This is a genomic window from Sphingomonas sp. SORGH_AS_0870 (genome assembly GCF_031453175.1).
GTDB lineage: Bacteria > Pseudomonadota > Alphaproteobacteria > Sphingomonadales > Sphingomonadaceae > Sphingomonas.
On sequence record NZ_JAVIYW010000002.1, the window covers coordinates 2,617,592 to 2,634,867 of the forward strand.

General features: G+C 67.7%; 11 protein-coding genes and 1 pseudogene. 3 read left to right on the forward strand and 9 right to left on the reverse strand.

Features of this window, described 5'->3' with window-relative positions; genetic code table 11:
* Window positions 1-334: 334 nt before the first annotated feature.
* From QE363_RS12200 to QE363_RS12215, 4 genes and pseudogenes are all read right to left on the reverse strand, one after another.
* Window positions 335-1,658 (reverse strand): annotated as a pseudogene (locus QE363_RS12200) (ATP-binding protein).
* Complete coding sequence (locus QE363_RS12205) at window positions 1,655-2,365, reverse strand: response regulator (protein ID WP_307098917.1); 711 nt, start codon at window positions 2,363-2,365, stop codon at window positions 1,655-1,657. The pseudogene QE363_RS12200 and the gene QE363_RS12205 overlap by 4 nt, the downstream one beginning before the upstream one ends.
* Before the next feature lie 9 nt (window positions 2,366-2,374).
* Window positions 2,375-2,944 (reverse strand): gamma carbonic anhydrase family protein, encoded by a 570-nt coding sequence (locus QE363_RS12210; RefSeq protein WP_309695588.1) that lies wholly within the window; start codon window positions 2,942-2,944, stop codon window positions 2,375-2,377.
* Window positions 2,944-5,052 (reverse strand): malate synthase G, encoded by a 2,109-nt coding sequence (locus QE363_RS12215; protein ID WP_309695590.1) that lies wholly within the window; start codon window positions 5,050-5,052, stop codon window positions 2,944-2,946. The genes QE363_RS12210 and QE363_RS12215 overlap by 1 nt, the downstream gene beginning before the upstream one ends.
* Before the next feature lie 101 nt (window positions 5,053-5,153).
* On the opposite strand from QE363_RS12215, the gene QE363_RS12220 reads away from it, so the two are divergent.
* Both QE363_RS12220 and QE363_RS12225 read left to right on the forward strand, forming a co-directional pair.
* Complete coding sequence (locus tag QE363_RS12220; RefSeq protein WP_309695592.1) at window positions 5,154-6,026, forward strand: LysR family transcriptional regulator; 873 nt, start codon at window positions 5,154-5,156, stop codon at window positions 6,024-6,026.
* A gap of 77 nt (window positions 6,027-6,103) precedes the next feature.
* Window positions 6,104-7,042, forward strand: a complete 939-nt coding sequence (locus QE363_RS12225; RefSeq protein ID WP_309695594.1) for a DUF808 domain-containing protein — start codon at window positions 6,104-6,106, stop codon at window positions 7,040-7,042.
* 5 nt (window positions 7,043-7,047) lie between these two features.
* Here the strand turns inward: QE363_RS12225 and QE363_RS12230 are convergent, their stop codons facing one another.
* On the reverse strand, window positions 7,048-7,311 hold the full coding sequence (locus tag QE363_RS12230; RefSeq protein WP_309695596.1) for a DUF5818 domain-containing protein: 264 nt from the start codon (window positions 7,309-7,311) through the stop codon (window positions 7,048-7,050).
* Complete coding sequence (locus QE363_RS12235; protein ID WP_309695598.1) at window positions 7,308-10,364, reverse strand: diguanylate cyclase; 3,057 nt, start codon at window positions 10,362-10,364, stop codon at window positions 7,308-7,310. The genes QE363_RS12230 and QE363_RS12235 overlap by 4 nt, the downstream gene beginning before the upstream one ends.
* A gap of 177 nt (window positions 10,365-10,541) precedes the next feature.
* On the opposite strand from QE363_RS12235, the gene dinB reads away from it, so the two are divergent.
* Window positions 10,542-11,651, forward strand: a complete 1,110-nt coding sequence (gene dinB / locus QE363_RS12240) for a DNA polymerase IV (protein ID WP_309695600.1) — start codon at window positions 10,542-10,544, stop codon at window positions 11,649-11,651.
* An 8-nt stretch (window positions 11,652-11,659) separates the two neighbouring features.
* Here the strand turns inward: dinB and QE363_RS12245 are convergent, their stop codons facing one another.
* The 3 genes from QE363_RS12245 to glmS form a co-directional block, all read right to left on the reverse strand.
* Window positions 11,660-13,465, reverse strand: a complete 1,806-nt coding sequence (locus QE363_RS12245; RefSeq protein ID WP_309695602.1) for an ATP-binding protein — start codon at window positions 13,463-13,465, stop codon at window positions 11,660-11,662.
* On the reverse strand, window positions 13,465-15,360 hold the full coding sequence (locus QE363_RS12250; protein WP_309695604.1) for an EAL domain-containing protein: 1,896 nt from the start codon (window positions 15,358-15,360) through the stop codon (window positions 13,465-13,467). Before QE363_RS12250 ends, QE363_RS12245 begins: the two co-directional genes overlap by 1 nt.
* A gap of 92 nt (window positions 15,361-15,452) precedes the next feature.
* Window positions 15,453-17,276, reverse strand: coding sequence for a glutamine--fructose-6-phosphate transaminase (isomerizing) (gene glmS, locus QE363_RS12255; protein WP_307098940.1), 1,824 nt, complete (start codon window positions 17,274-17,276; stop codon window positions 15,453-15,455).

Sequence of the window (17,276 nt, forward strand, 5' to 3'; positions counted from 1 at the left end):
GATGATCACCGCGAGCACCAGCAGGGCGCCCTGCAATTCCAGTGCGGTCAAATCAAACTCCATCGTCATCGGTCATGCTCCCGAATGATGTCAAAACAACGAACCGTTCGGCGGTCTTTCCACAAGATGCGGCCGACCGTCGCAGGATGGTGCCGAAGCATAAAGGTGCCTCGGCGTTCGTGACGGACCGTCGACCTTGCGCCTCTTCCATGATCGCTGGCTTCAATACTTCTGAAGCCGGTCATGGCCGCTGATCGACGACCCGTCACTCCTCTCCTCTACGGACAGGATATACGCGTTGTTTTTTGCTGTCGTGCAGCGCGTTCGTGACAAATCATGTCCGGCAATGCGGCAGGCGAATTTCCGCGCACAGCCCGCCTTCGGGCCGATTGGCGAGGGTCAACTCCCCGCCTTCGGCCGCGACGACCCGCGCGACGATCGACAGGCCAAGACCAAAGCCCACCGTGTCGCGCCGCCGCGCCGCGTCCAGCCGGACGAACGGTTCCAGGACCAGTTCGAGCGACTCCTCGGGAATGCCGGGTCCGTCATCCTCGACCCGGATGCGCACCGCGTCGCTGCGTTCGACGTCCAGCGTGATGACCGCATGCTGGCCATAGTGCAGCGCGTTCTCGACCAGATTGGTCAGCGCGCGCTTCATTCCGAAGCGGCGAAGACGACAGTCGAAATGATCGGGACCGGCATAGCGGACGTCGCGCCCGTGATCGGCGGCATCGTCGGCCAGATTGGCGCATAATATGGCCAGGTCGGTCAATTCGGGCTGTTCGACATCCCCTTCCCCGCCCAGGAACGCCAGAAGCGACGAGACCATCGCTTCCATTTCCTCGATGTCGTTGCCGATCGCGTCGCGAACCTCGGCCTCGCGGATGGAATCGGCCCGTAAGCGCAATCGCGCGAGCGGGGGTGCGCAGGTCATGGCCCACCGCAGCCAGGGCACGCGTCTGTTCGTCGATCAATCGCCCGATCCGCGCCTGCATCCGGTTGAAGGCACGGGTCACGTGGCGCACCTCCTTGGGGCCGCGCTCGGGAACGATCAGGGCACTGGCACCCTGCCCGCGCCCCAGCTTGTCGGCCGCGCGGGCCAGCGTGCGGAGCGGATGCAGGATCCGCCCGATCAGCGCGCCGCTGACAAACATCAGCGCGATCGCCGGGATCAGCGCCAGCAGCACCCGCCCCAGGGCCAGGTCGAGCGTCCGAACCCCCTCGCGCATCCGGAAGCTCAGCAGCGACCCGTCATCCAGCCGCAAATCCCCCGACACCATCGAGGTCCGCCCCGGCGAGGTCAGCCGAAGATGAATGTCGGTCGCGGCCAGCGACGGCTCCCAATCGACGATCTGGCGGCGCATGCTGTCCATCGCAGGCGCGATGGTCGGGCGTGGCGGGGTCTGGGTGGACCAGCCGACGATATAGCGGTCGGTGGTCAGTTCCTCGGCCACTTCGGGGCGTTCGATCGCGGGCCGCTCGTTGAGGACGCGGCGCGCGACGATCAGATGCTCGGCCAGCCGCCGTGCCTCGTCGTCACGGACCGAGACATGGCTGGCGCGCTCGTAGAGATAGGTGGAGACGGCGAACTCGATCGTCACCGCCAGCAGCAGGATCGCGACGATCCGGCCGAGCAGGCCGACCGAGGGGCGGATCACCGCCGCTCCACCGGCACGTTGAGCATGTAACCGACGCCGCGCACCGTAACGATCGGCGCGGCGCCCCCCGCCCCTGACAGCTTGCGGCGCAACCGGCTGACCAGCACATCGATGCTACGGTCCGAACTGTCGCCGATCCGCGCGCGGGACAGCTCTATCAGACGTTCGCGCGCAATGACGCGCTGGGCATTGTCGAGAAAGGCGACGAGCAGGTCGAACTCGGCCCCCGTCAACTCAACCTGGGCGCCCGATGGCGACATCAGCTCGCGCCGGGGCAGGTTGGCGGTCCAGCCGTCAAAGCCCAATATGCCCGCCTCGCGCTCGCCCGGCGTGCTCTCCAGCCCGCCGCGCCGCAGCACCGCGCGGATGCGGGCGACCAGCTCGCGCGTGCCGAACGGCTTGGCGAGATAATCGTCCGCGCCCAGCTCCAGCCCGACGACGCGGTCGACCTCGCTGCCCTTGGCGCTGATGAAGATGATCGGAACCGGGCTCTTCTGGCGCACCTGACGGCACAGGTCGATGCCGCTGGTGCCGGGCAGCATGATGTCGAGCAGGATCAGGTCGATCTGGCCGACCTCCAGCGCCTGCCACATTTCGGGCGCGGCATTGGCCAGCTTCACGGCAAATCCGTTCTCCTGAAGCGCGCGCGCGGTCAGGGTGCGGAGGGCGGGATCGTCCTCGACGATCAGGATGGTAGGCGGCGTCACCCCATCTGGCTAGGCAGGTGCGACGCCGTCGTCAACGGCCGCTCCGGACCGATCCCGGTCAAGTCGCTGCAACTGCACGGCATATCGCTGAGCACGGTCGGCATAGCCGTCCGCTGACCGCCGCAGCCGTGCCAGATCTTCGGGCGTAAGCGTCCGGATCGCCTTTGCGGGCGCACCCACGATCAGGCTGGCGGGCGGGAAGACCTTGCCCTCGGTCACCAGCGCGCCCGCGCCGACCAGCGAACCGGCACCGATCACCGCATCGTTGAGGATGGTCGCGCCCATGCCGATCAGGCAGCCCTCCTCGACGGTGCAGCCATGCAGGATCGCCCGGTGGCCGATGGTGCAGTCCTGTCCGATCGTCAGCGGGCTGTCCGGATCGGAATGCAGCACCGCGCCGTCCTGCACATTGGTCCGTGCGCCGACCCGGATCGGCGTGTTGTCGGCGCGCACCACCGTCCCGAACCAGAGGCTCGCCTCCGCCTCGACTACTGCCTGTCCGATGACATCGGCGGAGGGAGCGATCCAGGCGCTGGGATGGACGTCCGGGCGAAGCGCGCCCAGGGCATAGAGCGGCATCAGGCGGCCTCCCCCAGCGCCGAACCCTGTTTTGCGACCTGGCGGAAACGATGGAGCAGCGGCTCGGTATAGCCGTTCGGCTGCGCCACCCCCTCGAAGATCAGCGCACGGGCCGCAGCGAGCGCCAGGCTGTCGGCCCGTCCGGCCATCGGACGATAGGCCGGATCGCCCCGGTTCTGGGCATCGACCTTTGCGGCCATCCGCATCAGTGCCGCCTCGACCTGGCCCGCATCGACGATCCCGTGGTGCAGCCAGTTGGCGATATGCTGGGCGGAAATGCGCAGCGTCGCGCGATCCTCCATCAATCCGATGTCATGGATGTCGGGCACCTTGGAACATCCGATGCCCTGATCGATCCAGCGGACCACATAGCCGAGCAGCCCCTGCGCGTTATTTTCCAGCTCGTCGGCGATCTGTTCGGCCGTCCAATCGGGATCGACCGCGATCGGCGGCGTCAGCAGGCGTTCGAGCGCGGCGACCGGCTCGGCCGCACGGGCCCGCTGGCGGGCGGCGACGTCGACGCGGTGATAATGGGTCGCGTGGAGCGTCGCGGCGGTCGGCGACGGAACCCAGGCGGTCGAGGCGCCGCTCATCGGATGCGCCTGTTTCTGCGCGAGCATATCGGCCATCCGGTCGGGTGCGGCCCACATCCCCTTGCCGATCTGCGCCCGCCCGGCAAAGCCGCAGGCCAGCCCGATCTGGACGTTGCGATCCTCATAGGCGGCGATCCAGTCGCATGCCTTCATCGCGCCCTTGCGAACCACCGGACCGGCCTGCATCGCGCTATGGATCTCGTCGCCGGTCCGATCGAGAAAGCCGGTGTTGATGAAGACGATCCGATCCTTCACCGCATGGATGCAGGCCGCCAGATTGGCCGAGGTCCGGCGCTCCTCGTCCATCACCCCGATCTTGATCCGGTGCCGGTCGAGCCCCAGCATATCCTCGACCGCGTCGAACAGCCGATCGGCAAAGGCCGCTTCCTCGGGGCCGTGCATCTTGGGCTTGACGATATAGATCGAGCCCGTCCGCCCGTTGCGCACGGGCGCTCCGTTCCGGCCGTCGCGCATCGCGATCAGGCTGGTGACGATCGCGTCGAGAATGCCTTCCGGTGCTTCGGTACCATTGGCCAGGCGGATGGCGGGCGTGGTCATCAGATGGCCGACATTGCGCACGAAGAGCAGGCTTCGACCGGGCAAGCTGAAGGGCGTCCCGTCGGGTGCCCGATAGGCGCGGTCCCCGGCCAGCCGCCGGGTGGTCGTGCGACCGTTCTTCTCGACTGATGCTGTCAGCGTGCCGTCGATCAGCCCCAGCCAATTGGCGTAGCCCGCCACCTTGTCGGCCGCGTCGACCGCCGCGACCGAATCCTCCAGATCGCAAATGGTGGTCAGCGCCGATTCCAGCACCACATCGGCGATCCCCGCCGGGTCGCTCCGGCCGATCGGATGGCTGCGGTCGACCGTCACCTCGATATGAAGCCCGTGATGGCGGAACAGCCATCCCGTCTCGCTCCGCCCGACGAACTGCGAAGGATCGTCCAGCGCGGCGACCGCATCGGCCAGATCGGTCACCGCCGACCAGCCACCTGCGATCGGCACCGCCGTGTCGAGGAAAGCGCGGGCCCAGTCTATCACCGCCGCCCCGCGTTCGGGGTCATAGCCCTTGGCATCGCCGATGGGGGCGATGGCATCGGTGCCGTAGAGCGCGTCATACAGGCTTCCCCAACGCGCATTGGCCGCGTTGAGCAGGAACCGTGCATTGAGCATCGGCACGACCAGCTGCGGCCCGGCGAGCAGGGCGACCTCGGGATCGACCTTATCGGGCGCGATGGTGAACGGCGGCGGTTCGGGCACCAGATAGCCGATCCCGGTCAGGAAGCGCCGCTGCGCCGCACCGTCATGGAGCCCGCCACCGCGATACCAGTCGTCGATCGCCGCCTGCATCGCGTCGCGCTTGCGCAATAGCGCGGCGTTTTCCGGCGCGAAGCGAGCCAAGACGGCGGCCATGCCGGTCCAGAAGCGATCCGCATCGATCCCGCTTCCCGGCAAGGCTCGTTCTTCCAGGAAGCGGACCAGTTCCGGCGCGACGGACAGGCCTTTGCGGTCGATCATCGATACTCTCCCGAACTGGCATTTCGGGGGACAGGATAGGCCATCGCCATATCCTTCGGTAGAGGTCATAATCGCAACGCTGTCGATCGCCGGAGGAACGAATGGACCCCGATATCGCCCTGTTCGTCGATGTGGTGCGCGAGGCCAGCCTGGCGGGCGGGGCGCGGGCGTGGCGACTGTCCCCCGCCATGGTGTCCAAGCGGATCGCGCGGCTCGAGGCTCGGCTGGGCGTCCGGCTGCTTCATCGCACGACGCGACGGCTGACGATGACCCAGGCGGGAGAGGCCTTTCACGCGGATGTCGCGCCGCTGGTCGCCGGGCTCCGCATGGCCGAGGCGCGGATCAGCCAGACCGCCGCCGCCCCGGCCGGGCCGTTGCGGCTGACCGTTCCGACCTCTTTCGGGCGGCTCTGGGTCGCGCCCTGCCTGCCCGCCTTTCTCGATCGCTATCCGGCGGTCCGGCTGCAACTCGATCTGTCGGACGATTATGTCGATCTGGCTGCGGCACGGGTCGATCTGGCGATCCGGATCACCACCGCGCCGCCGCCGGGGCTTGCCGGGCATCGCTTTGCCGACAATCGCCGCCTGCTCTGCGCCAGCCCGGCCTATCTGGAGCGCGCAGGCCGTCCCACGACGGTCGCGGAGCTTCGCCGACATCGGCTGATCGCCGCACAGGGGCAATTGCCCTGGCGCCTGACCGGCGCGACGGTCGAGGGCGAGAGCCGGGTGGAAACCAATTCCAGCGAGGCCGTACGGGAACTGGCGCTGGCGGGCGCGGGCATTGCGCTTCGCTCGCTCTGGGACGTGGCCGATGCGCTGGCTGACGGACGGCTGGTTCGCGTGCTTCCCGAACGGCAGGGATCGGTCGAGGTCGGCATCTGGGGCCTCCACGCGCCGGTCGGCGCCCCCGCCGCGGTTCCCGCGCTGATCGCCCATCTGACCGAGCAATGGCGCGGGGCGGCCTGGATGACATGACGGCGGCGTCATTTTTCCGTGCATCGGCCCGACACAGGCTTTAGGCACTGCCCATCAATTTGGGGAGTTACGGTTCGATGGCAGGGGGTCTGGTCGCATTGCTGGACGACGTGGCGGCGATCGCCAAGCTGGCGGCGGCGTCGCTCGACGATGTCGCGGCGGCCTCCGCCCGCGCTGGGGCCAAGGCCGCCGGGGTGGTGATCGACGACACCGCCGTCACGCCGCGCTATGTCGTCGGGCTGTCGCCGCAGCGCGAATTGCCGATCATCGGCAAGATCGCGCTGGGGTCGCTGCGCAACAAGCTGTTGTTCCTGCTTCCCGCCGCCCTGCTGCTCAGCGCCTTCGCGCCCTGGGCGATCACCCCGATCCTGATGGCGGGTGGTGCCTTCCTATGCTTCGAGGCGAGCGAGAAGATCCTCGAATCGCTGATCGGCGGGCATGGCGAGGCCGAGGAGGAAGCGGCGGTCGATGCCAGGACGCTGGAGGACCGCCAGGTTTCGGGCGCGATCCGCACCGACCTGATCCTGTCCGCCGAGATCATGGCGATCGCGCTCTCCGAACTGCCCGACCTGTCGATCGGGACCCAGGCGATCGCGCTGGCGCTGGTCGGCATCGCCATCACCGTCGGCGTGTACGGGCTGGTCGCCGCCATCGTGAAGATGGACGATATCGGCCTGCATCTGGCACAGCGCGACAATGCGCTGGCGCAGACGGTCGGGCGCGGGCTGGTCAAGGCGATGCCGGTCTTGCTGCGTATCCTGGCGATCGTCGGCACCGCCGCGATGGTCTGGGTCGGTGGCGGGATCATCGTGCACGGCATGGAAGAGTTCGGGCTGACCACCCTGCCCCATCTGATCCACGACACCGCGCATCACGCGGGCGAGGCGCTGCCCTTTGCCGGAGCCGCGATCGCCTGGATCGTCAGCGCGATCGGGGCCGCGATCGTCGGTCTGATCGTCGGCGGGGTGATTGCGGGGGGGCTTCACCTGCTCCCCTCCCGCAAGGGCGCGCACTGATCCGCTCAGGCGGCGCGGACGCCATCCGCCTCCAGCAGGTCGGGGCCGAGCAACCGGCCGGTGATCGTCACCGACTTGCCGACATGATCGACGGGCACGCGCGACAGACGCAACTCGAATGTCGCACCGTCATCGCATTGCAGGATGAAGGCGCTGTGCTGCCGCACCAGCCGTCCGGTCAGCGAGTGGGTGGGCATGTCCGAAAGGGCGTCGTCGCTCGTCATCATCGGGCCAACGGTGGCGTCCACCTGCGGTTCCCGCAAGGTCATCCATCGACCCTTTCCAGATCGCGGGCCTGTTCCACCCTGTCGCGACCGCCCCGCTTGGCGCGGTAGAGCGCTTCGTCCGCGCGGCGCATCAGGTCGCCCGCGATATTGCCCGCCCGCCAATGGGCGACCCCCGCGCTCATCGTGACGGGCACCGGGCCATGTTCGGCCATGACCGGAGATTCGGCGATCTGGCGCCGCAGCCGCTCGACAATGGCGGTGGCGATCTCCAGCCCGGTGTCGGGAAACAGGATCGCGATCTCTTCCCCGCCATAGCGCGCGACGCAGTCCTTCGCGCGCACCGCCCCCTGGATACGTCGTGCCACCTCGACCAGCACCGCATCGCCGACGCTGTGGCCATGTTCGTCGTTGATCCGCTTGAAATGGTCGAGGTCGAGCAACGCGAAGGCGAAGCCGCCGCCCGAACGGCATGCCCGCTCGGCGGCCTGCTCCATTTCGTTCATCAAGGTGCGGCGATTGGCCAGCCCGGTCAGCGGGTCGGTGCTGGCCAGCCGATCGAGCTGGGCGTTCGCGACGCGCAGCGCGCTGGTCCGCTCGGCCACGATCGCCTCCAGCACGTCGGCGCGCCGCCGGATCACCGCCGTCACCAGCCAGAAGGCGCCGCCGATCGACACCAGCAGCAACAGGCTCAGGCCGATCCGGGCGGGCCAGGTTTCATACCATTGCGGATCGACGGTGATCCGTACCTGTCGCGTCACCGTCCGTGCCGCCAGCCCCGGCACATGCGCGCTGAGCGTCAGCCAGTAATCGCCCGAGGGCAGGTTGGTATAGATGGCGGTGGCAGGGGTGCCCGCAGGCACCGTCATCCAGTCGGCATCGAACCCTTCGAGCCGATAGCGATAGCGTATCTCCTCGGGCGCCGCATAATCGGTCAGCGAAAAGCCCAGCCGCAACGTTCGGCCCTGACGATCGAGATGCACCACCGGGTCGCGCGCGACCGAGTCGATCGCCAGCAGCCGCCCGTTGATATCCGCCTGGCTGACGATCAACTGGGCGGTATCGCTCCTGTCCCGCCGTCCCAGCAGCAGATCGGGTTGCAGGACCATCAACCCCTCGGGCGATCCGAACAGCAACGATCCGTCGTTCATCGTGGCCGCCGCACGCTGGTTGAACGCACGCATCGGCATGCCGTCGCGCTGGCTCATTTCCAGGACATGGAGCGAGGTCGGATCGATGACCGATATCCCGCCCGCGCTCGCCGTCCACAGGCGACGCCGGGCGTCGGGCGTCAGCGAGGCGACATTGTCGCCCGCCAGCCCCTGCGCCTCACCGATCGCGCGGAATTTCCAGCCGCTGCGCGTCGCGCGGCCGAGCGCCACGCCGCCATAGGTACCGACCCATAATCTCCGTCCGTCGGGCACCATCGACCCGACATAATCCTGCGGCAGGCTATAGGGATCGTTCGCCCGATTGGCATAGCAGACGAACCGGCCGCTGCGCGGATCGAACTGCCCGATCCCGCCGGGCGTGGCGACCAGCACCTGGCCATCGGGCCGCGGCAGGATGTTGATGACCTCGTTATTCGGCAGGCTGCGCGGGTCCGCCGGGTCGTGCCGGTACACCGTCACCCGCCCGGTCGCACGGTCGCGCTTGTACAGTCCCTTATAGGTGCCGATCAGCAGATCGCGCTTCGTCTCGGCCAGCGAGATGACCGGCAGGTCGCCAAGCTCGGGGATGGCGAGATCACGGGTGGCGAGCGTCCGGGGATCGATTGCCACGACACCGCGCGCGCCGATCAGGATCGACCCATCCGACGATTCGAGCAGCGCCTTGATATCCTGACCGGCATGATGCCCGGCAAGCGCAAGGTGGCGGACCTGCCCCGCCGCCCGGTCGAGCCGATCGACCGAGCCGTTGCTGAAGCCCAGCCATATCTGCTGGCGACGATCGACCAGCACGCCCCGGACATTGTCATCGGCCAGCGACAGCCGGGGGTCGTGCATTGCCGAACCGATGCGCAGCACGCCGCCCCCCGGCCCCTGGGTCCGCGACGCACCCAGTTCGGTCGCTGCCCAGATCCCGCCGCCATCGTCCATTGCAAGGGCACGCACGGTATCCCCGGCCAGCGCCAGCGGATTGCCCATGTCGTGACGCAGCCCGCTGGCGGCGAACCCGCGCGCCGGGTCGAGCAGGACGATGCCCATGCCGTCGGTCGCGATCCATATCCGCCCGAGCCGGTCCTCGGCAAGGGCGCGGATCGTCCGGTGCCCGATCAACGGCGCATCGCTGGTCAGCGTGGGCAGCTGGACGAAATGCCGGGGATCGCCATTCTCGGACAGGTACACGCCATCCGACCCGGTACCGACCCAAAGCCGCCCCCGGCGGTCGCGCAGGATCGACCAGACATCGCCCGATGGCTTGTGCGCGCCCAGCGGAACAGGGGTGAACGGACGCATACCCGGCGCACGCCTCCATAGTCCATGGTCGGAGCCCGCCCACAAGGTGCCGTCGCCGTCGCGGAACACCGCAAAGGCGCCCTGGGGGCGGCCATCGGGCGAGGGTATCGCGCTTTCGGTCATCGGATCGACGCGATCGAGCCGGGCGATATAATGGTGCACACCGCCGTCCGAGCCGATATAGGCGCCACCCGCCCCGTCCGGCGTGAAGCTGAAGATGCGGGCTCCGATCGCGCCGTGGGTCGGCTTGAGCCGGATGAACGCGTCCCGTTGCGGGTCGTAGCGGGCTAGGCCGCCGACATTGGTGCCGATCAGCACGCCCCCGCCCGGCAGCGCCATCAGCGAGCGGACATAATTGTCGGGCAGCGAATGGGGATCGGCCTGGCGCTGCTTGAAGGTCCGCACCCGCTGGCCGTCATAGCGGGTCAGGCCGCCGCGGGTGCCGATCCACATCGTCCCGTCGCGCGCGCGCACGACCGCGGTGGTCGTGATATGCGGCAGGCCGATCGCTTCGCCGAGGCTCGCGAACGACGTCCATCGCCATGCCGCCCACGAATCGGCCGCCTGAAGGCGCCCAAAAGGCAGGATCATGACCGAAAGGAACAGGGCCAGCGCGGCCAGGGGACGGTATGGCTTCATAGGCTTATGCTGGGAACCCGTATCAGACGACCTCATAAAACCGGGTTAATCGCGCCATGCGCCGCGTGTCGGCCTTTCCCGACAAGCGGCGGGATCCGACTTGACGAACCGCCCGCGTTCCTGTTTCGTTTCCGGGGCCGTGCCTGATCGGCCGACGAACCTGACGAGCTTTTTTCCGTGTCGCTCCAGCCCCCTGCCCCCGACCCCGTCGGCGACAATCGCAAGATCATCCATGTGGACATGGACGCCTTCTATGCGTCGGTCGAACAGCGGGATGATCCGGGTCTGCGCGGGCGGCCGGTCGCCGTGGGGGGATCGCGCGCGCGGGGCGTGGTGGCGGCGGCCAGTTACGAGGCGCGGGGCTATGGCGTCCGATCCGCGATGCCGTCGGTCACCGCGCTGCGCCGCTGCCCCGACCTGGTGTTCGTCCCCCCGCGCTTCGATGTGTATCGCAGCGTTTCGCAGCAGATCCGGGAGATCTTCGCGCGCTATACCGACCAGATCGAGCCGCTGTCGCTGGACGAGGCCTATCTGGACGTCACCAGCGACCGGGCCGGGCTGGGTTCGGCCACCGCGATCGCCGAGGCGATCCGGGCCGCCATTCGCGAGGAGACCGGGCTGACCGCCTCGGCCGGGGTCAGCTACAATAAGTTCATCGCCAAGCTCGCCTCCGACCAGAACAAGCCCGACGGCATTTGCATCATCCCTCCGGCGCAAGGACCGGCCTTCGTCGCCGCCCTGCCGGTCAAGCGTTTCCACGGCGTCGGTCCGGTCACCGCGCGCAAGATGGAGGCGCTGGGCATCCTGACCGGGCAAGACCTGCGCGAGCGGCCGCTCGACGTCCTGCAACGGCATTTCGGTAGCTATGCCGACTATCTGCACGGTGCGGCGCGCGGCATCGACCATCGCCCGGTCCGTACCCATCGCGAGGCCAAGTCGGTGGGCGCCGAGCGGACCTTTGAGAACGACCTGACCGAACGCGACGCGCTGCGGGCCGCGCTGGAGCGGGTGGTCGAGGCCGCATGGGTCCGGATCGAGCGGAGCGGCGTCGCCGGGCGGACCGTGACGATGAAATTGCGGTACAGCGATTTCCGCACGATCACCCGCGCCCGCTCGACCGGCCAACCGATCACCGAGCGAGCGCAATTCCTGGCGATCGGTCTCGACCTTCTCGACCAGCAATTGCCGGTGGCCGGCGGTGTCCGGCTGTTGGGGCTGACGCTGTCGGGCCTCAACGTGGCGCATGGCGGCGAGGACGGGCCGAGCCAGGCCGAATTGCCCTTATAGGCCTTTGGTCACACGGCCCGGTCGGCGTCCGCTTCCGTATCCTCGGCGGCCTCGAGGACCAGTATCGCGACCGCCCCCAATCCCTGGCCATGGCTATGCAGTTCGAGCGATCCGCCCATCGCGGCCGTGGAATTGGCGCACCAGTGGAGGCCCAGCCCGCCGGATTTCTCGGTCCGGGTGGAAAAGCCCGACCGGAACAGCTTGGTCGCCAGCGCCGGGTCGAAGCCCTGCCCGTCATCCATGATCCGCACCGTCACCCGGCCACCCTCCGATTGGATGGTGACGGTGATCGCACCATGGTCGCGCCCGGTTTCGGCGATCGCCTCGATCGCATTGGCGAACAGATTGCCGACCACCTGGCTCAGGATCACCCGATTGGCCAGCACGGGAAAGGGCCGGGCGGGAAAGGCGAAATGGATCGAGGCCGCCTGCGAATAGCGGGCGATGGTGGCGTTGCGTGCGATGATGTCGGTGACGTCGCAGCGTTCGCGTGGAGGGCGTTCATGCGCTCTGGCCTGTTGCGCCCCGATGATCTCCAGCGTCTGACGCATCGCATCGCGCCCGATATCGAGCCGCGCCCGCACCGCCTCGCGCGCCTTGGCTTCGGCATCGAGCGCGCCCGCGACGAACGCCACCAGCTTGACCCGGCGTTCGGACGGAACGTCCTCCCCCGCCAGTTCGGCCAAGGCCCGGTCGATCAGCGCGCGATCATAGGCGGGCGACCGATCGCCGCCATGGCTGAGGATGGCGCCGAGCGGGGATAGCGCGTTGCGGACATTGTGCAGCACCGCCACCGCGCTTTCCGATCGGCCGAGCGCGAAGCTCTGTATCTCATTCTGTTCGCGCAGGTCCTTCAACTGGCTGAGCATCGCATTGAAACTGCGGCCGAGCGAACCGAATTCGTCGTCGCGCCCCTCCCTGTCGTGATAGGGAGAAAGGACGCCCGACGCCTGGACCCGCTGCATATGGCGCTCGACCCGGCCGAGCGGTGCCAGCACCAGCCACCCCAGCGCACGCCGCAGCATCAGCAGCGTGAAGACCAGAAGCAAGATCGATCCGGCCGTCGCCAGCAGGAGCACCCGACGGCCAAGCAGCGTGACCTCACGCGAGATCCGGAACCGCGCCATGCCGACCGCGCGACCACCCAGGCCCGGAACCGGAACGGCAATCTCCATGCGCCGCGTCTCCTTCGACATGGTCCGGTCGGTTCCGGATGCGGGGCCGGTCAGGCGGGCCGTCTTGTGCATCGCGCGGGACAGGTGGGCGGGGGTCAGAATGCGGGCGACGGCGAGATAGTCGCGCGGTCGTCCCACCACGCCGGTGACGGTGGCGATACCGATGGCGGCGATCCGCCCGCGCAACGGCAGATAGAAGCTGTTCGAATCCCGTCCTTCAAGCAGCTGCGAAAGGTCCCTGCGGTTCAGCGCATCGGCCAGCGCCGACGCCATGGCGGCCGCCGCGTCCGGATGTCCGGGATCGCGCCACCGTGCCTTCCACCGCCCATCGGCGGCTCCACGATAGGCCACACCCTGGATCGGATGGTTGGGAAACACATCCGGCACGATACCGGCATGATCGCGCGCGATCTCCTCGACCCGCTGGGTGATATCGGCCAACAGGGTCTGCGCCCGTTGGCGATAGCCCATGATCGCCTGCTGCTCCAGCCGGTCGAAACCGGGTGAGATCACGAGCGCCAGAAAGGTCGCGACCGCCACCGCACCGCCGATCCCGGTCAGCGTCAGCATCGCGACCATCGTGTTGCGCAGCGATCGGCGACGCGACCATTCGCCCAACCACCGGATCGCGGTGCGCATCAGGGGCAGCCTTGCACACCGGCTAACGGGGGTTGGATGGGCGGCGTGCCGTCCAGCGACATGTAGCGGTGCACCGCCAGCGCCCGCGCCTGTGCGGCGGGAACCGGGTGGGAGAAGAGATACCCCTGCAGGTGACTGGCCCCTGCGACGCGCAGCGCCTGGGCCTGCGCCTCGGTTTCGACCCCCTCGGCGATCACGCCCAGCCCAAGGGCACGGCCGAGATGGATGATCGAATGGACGATCGCGGCGGACTCGCGCTCGCGGCCCATGCCGTCGATGAAGCTGCGATCGATCTTCAGGCAGTCGAGCGCGAATTTGCGGATATTGTACAGGCTGGAATAGCCCGTGCCGAAATCGTCGAGAGCGATGCGGAAGCCCAGGTCGCGCAGCTCGCACAGCGTCTCGGCCGCCCGCTCGGCATCGTCGAAGATCGCGGTTTCGGTAATCTCGATCTGAACCCGACCGGGGGCGACTCCCGCCCTCTGCACGCTGTCGAGGATATGCGCGACGAAATGCGAACGGCGGAACTGGATCGGGCTGAAATTCACCGAGACATATTGATCGGGCCAGTGGCGCAACTCGGCCAGCGCATGGTCGAGCACCCAGTCGCCCAGTTCGTGAATGAGATTGCTCTCCTCGGCGATGGGGATGAAGATGGTTGGGCTGACCGCGCCATGTTCGACGGTGTCCCACCGGACCAGCGCCTCGAACCCGACAATGTCGAGATCGGCGCGCCCGACGATCGGCTGGAAGGCCAGGGTCAGCTCGTCACGGGCGATCGCCTGAGTCAGCCCGGCCTCGACACCGCGACGCAGGCGAATGCCGTCGTCCATCTGCGCATCGAACAGCCGGACGACGCCGCGCCCCGCGCGCTTGGCCTCGTTCAGCGCCATGTCCGCCTGACGGATCAGGTCGATCGAATCGCCATCGGTGCCGCCCTGTCGAACCACCAGTCCGCATGACGCGCCGCAGCGCACCGAATGCCCCAATATGCTGAAGGTGGTCGCACAGGCGGTCACGATCCGCTCGCACGCGGCGCCGGCCTCCTCATGATGCGCGCTGTCGAACAGGATGCCGAACTCGTCGCCGCCCAGCCGGGCGATCAGCGCACCGGCGGGTGCGGCCTGGTTCAGCGTGGCATACACCTCGCGGATCAGTTCGTCGCCCGCCAGATGGCCGAGCGTGTCGTTGACCAGCTTGAACCGGTCGAGGTCCAGCATCGCCGTCACGAACCGTCCACCCCGGCGACCCCGCTCGTCCAGCGCGCGCAGAAAGGCGACCCGGTTGGGCGCGTCGGTCAAGGCATCGTGCAGCGCCAGATGCATGGCGCGGCTCTCATTGGCCTCCAGCTCGGCGGTCTTTTCCTCCAGCGCGGCGACCTGCGCGGCCAGCAGGACCCGCGTCGCCGCCAGCTCGCGCTCATTCTGCCAGCGACGACACAGCGCCAGCGCGGTCTGCCAGATTTCGGCGACCTCGAACGGCTTGGCGATGTAGAAGATCTTGTCGGCAGGCCCGGCGACCTTGCTGATCTCGACCGGCGAAAAGTCGGAATAGCCGGTGACGATCACCAGATGGATATCGGGGTCCAGCGCCCGGATCCGCCGTGCCGTCTCGCGACCGTCGAACCCCGGCGGCATGCGGATGTCGATGAAGGCGACGGCAAAGGGCGTGCCGTCGGCCAGTGCCCGCTCGACCGCCGCGACGGCATCCTGGCCCTGACGATAATGGTGACGCTCGAACACCGCATCGCCTTCGTCATCCGATGCTTGGGGCTTGCCGAACAGGTCGGCAGCCATGGCGTCGAGCATCGCGTCCTGCGCCAGACCCTGGCCGGAAAAGCACAATGCATAGCTGTCGTGGATTGCCGGTTCGTCGTCGACGATCAGTATGCGCATCCGGTCACCATGAATCCATCGATCCCCGTTATATGGATCAATGGTAACCGGATACGCTTAAAGTGACGTAAATGGTCAGGTCTGGTCCCCCGTCACTCGACGGTGACGCTCTTGGCCAGGTTGCGGGGCTGGTCGACATCGGTGCCCTTGGCGACCGCGACATGATAGGCGAGCAGCTGAACCGGCACCGCATAGACGATCGGCGCGATCAGCGGGTGGACCTTGGGCATGGTGATGGTCGCGATACAGCCCTCGCCCGCCGCCTCGATCCCGTCATAGTCGGAGATCAGCACGACCTTGCCGCCGCGGGCCTGGACCTCCTGCATGTTGGAGACGGTCTTCTCGAACAGCGGGCCGGACGGCGCGATGACGATGACGGGGACATGCTCGTCGATCAGCGCGATCGGGCCGTGCTTCATTTCGCCAGCCGCATAGCCTTCGGCATGGATGTAGCTGATTTCCTTGAGCTTAAGCGCACCTTCCAGCGCCAGCGGATAGTCGGTGCCGCGGCCCAGATACAGCACGTCGCGCGCGCCCGCGACAGTGCCCGCCATGCCTTCGATCGCCTCGTCATAGGCCAGCGCGCCGTTGATCGCGGCGGGCGCCTCGGCCAGATGACGGACGATCTGCCGTTCCTCGTCGGCGGACAGCCGCCCCTTGGCCTTGGCAAGATTGGCGGCCAGTGCGGCCAGCACGCTCAGCTGGCAGGTAAAGGCCTTGGTCGAAGCGACGCCAATCTCCGGCCCGGCATGGGTCGGCAGCAGCAGGTCGGCCTCGCGCGCCATCGAGCTGGTCGGCACGTTGACGACGGCGGCGATCGTCTGCCCCTCGGCCTTGGCGTGGCGAAGCGCGGCGAGCGTGTCGGCGGTCTCGCCCGACTGGCTGATGACGATCATCAGCCCGCCCGGCTCCATCACCGGCGCGCGGTAGCGGAATTCGGAGGCGACATCGAGGTCGACCGGCACGCGCGCGAACTGCTCGAACCAGTATTTCGCGACCATGCCCGCATAGAAACTGGTGCCGCATGCGACGATGGTGACGCGCTTGATCCCCGACAGGTCGAATTCGGGGATGGGAAGTGCGATCTTGCCCTCAAGCCGCTGGAGATACGAGCGAAGCGTCTGCGCGACGACGATCGGCTGCTCGTAAATCTCCTTCTGCATGAAGTGGCGGTGATTGCCCTTGTCGATCAGCGCGCCCGTCACGCCCGAGATCGTGACGGGCCGCTCGACCGGGTTATTGTCGCGGTCATAGACCTGCGCGCCCTCGCGGGTGCAGACGACCCAATCGCCTTCGTCGAGATAGGCGATGCGCTGGGTGAGCGGGGCCAGCGCCAGCGCGTCCGATCCCAGATAGGTTTCGTCGTCGCCATATCCGACGACCAGCGGCGAGCCCAGTCGCGCGCCGATCAGCAGATCGGGCTGGTCGCGAAACAGGATGGCGAGCGCGAAGGCCCCGTGCAGGCGCGGCAGCACCTCGCGGACCGCCGCGACCGGATCGAGCCCCTGTTCGACCTTCTCGCTGACCAGATGGGCGACGACCTCGGTGTCGGTTTCGCTGGTGAAGACATGGCCGCGACCGATCAGTTCGTCACGCAACGCCTTGAAATTCTCGATGATCCCATTGTGGACGACCGCGACATGATCGGTCGCATGGGGGTGCGCGTTGTTGGTGGTGGGGCCGCCATGCGTCGCCCAGCGGGTATGGGCGATACCGATGGTGCCGGGCAGCGGATGCGCGGCAAGCTCGCGCGCCAGATTGACCAGCTTGCCCGATGCGCGACGCCGCTCGATCGAACCTTGGTCGATCGTCGCGATACCCGCCGAGTCATATCCGCGATATTCCAGGCGACGCAGCCCGTCGAGCAGCCGCTCGGCAACGTCGTCACCGCCCAGAATTCCTACGATACCGCACAT

What these genes read in the sequence shown, in the direction of transcription:
- QE363_RS12210 (WP_309695588.1), bottom strand. Translation starts at nt 2,944, where the DNA reads ATGCCGCTCTATGCCCTGGGCGCGCTTCGCCCGGACGTCCATCCCAGC.
- QE363_RS12215 (WP_309695590.1), bottom strand. Translation starts at nt 5,052, where the DNA reads ATGATCGACCGCAAAGGCCTGTCCGTCGCGCCGGAACTGGTCCGCTTC.
- QE363_RS12220 (WP_309695592.1), top strand. Translation starts at nt 5,154, where the DNA reads ATGGACCCCGATATCGCCCTGTTCGTCGATGTGGTGCGCGAGGCCAGC.
- QE363_RS12225 (WP_309695594.1), top strand. Translation starts at nt 6,104, where the DNA reads ATGGCAGGGGGTCTGGTCGCATTGCTGGACGACGTGGCGGCGATCGCC.
- QE363_RS12230 (WP_309695596.1), bottom strand. Translation starts at nt 7,311, where the DNA reads ATGACCTTGCGGGAACCGCAGGTGGACGCCACCGTTGGCCCGATGATG.
- QE363_RS12235 (WP_309695598.1), bottom strand. Translation starts at nt 10,364, where the DNA reads ATGAAGCCATACCGTCCCCTGGCCGCGCTGGCCCTGTTCCTTTCGGTC.
- QE363_RS12245 (WP_309695602.1), bottom strand. Translation starts at nt 13,465, where the DNA reads ATGCGCACCGCGATCCGGTGGTTGGGCGAATGGTCGCGTCGCCGATCG.
- QE363_RS12250 (WP_309695604.1), bottom strand. Translation starts at nt 15,360, where the DNA reads ATGCGCATACTGATCGTCGACGACGAACCGGCAATCCACGACAGCTAT.
- glmS (WP_307098940.1), bottom strand. Translation starts at nt 17,276, where the DNA reads ATGTGCGGTATCGTAGGAATTCTGGGCGGTGACGACGTTGCCGAGCGG.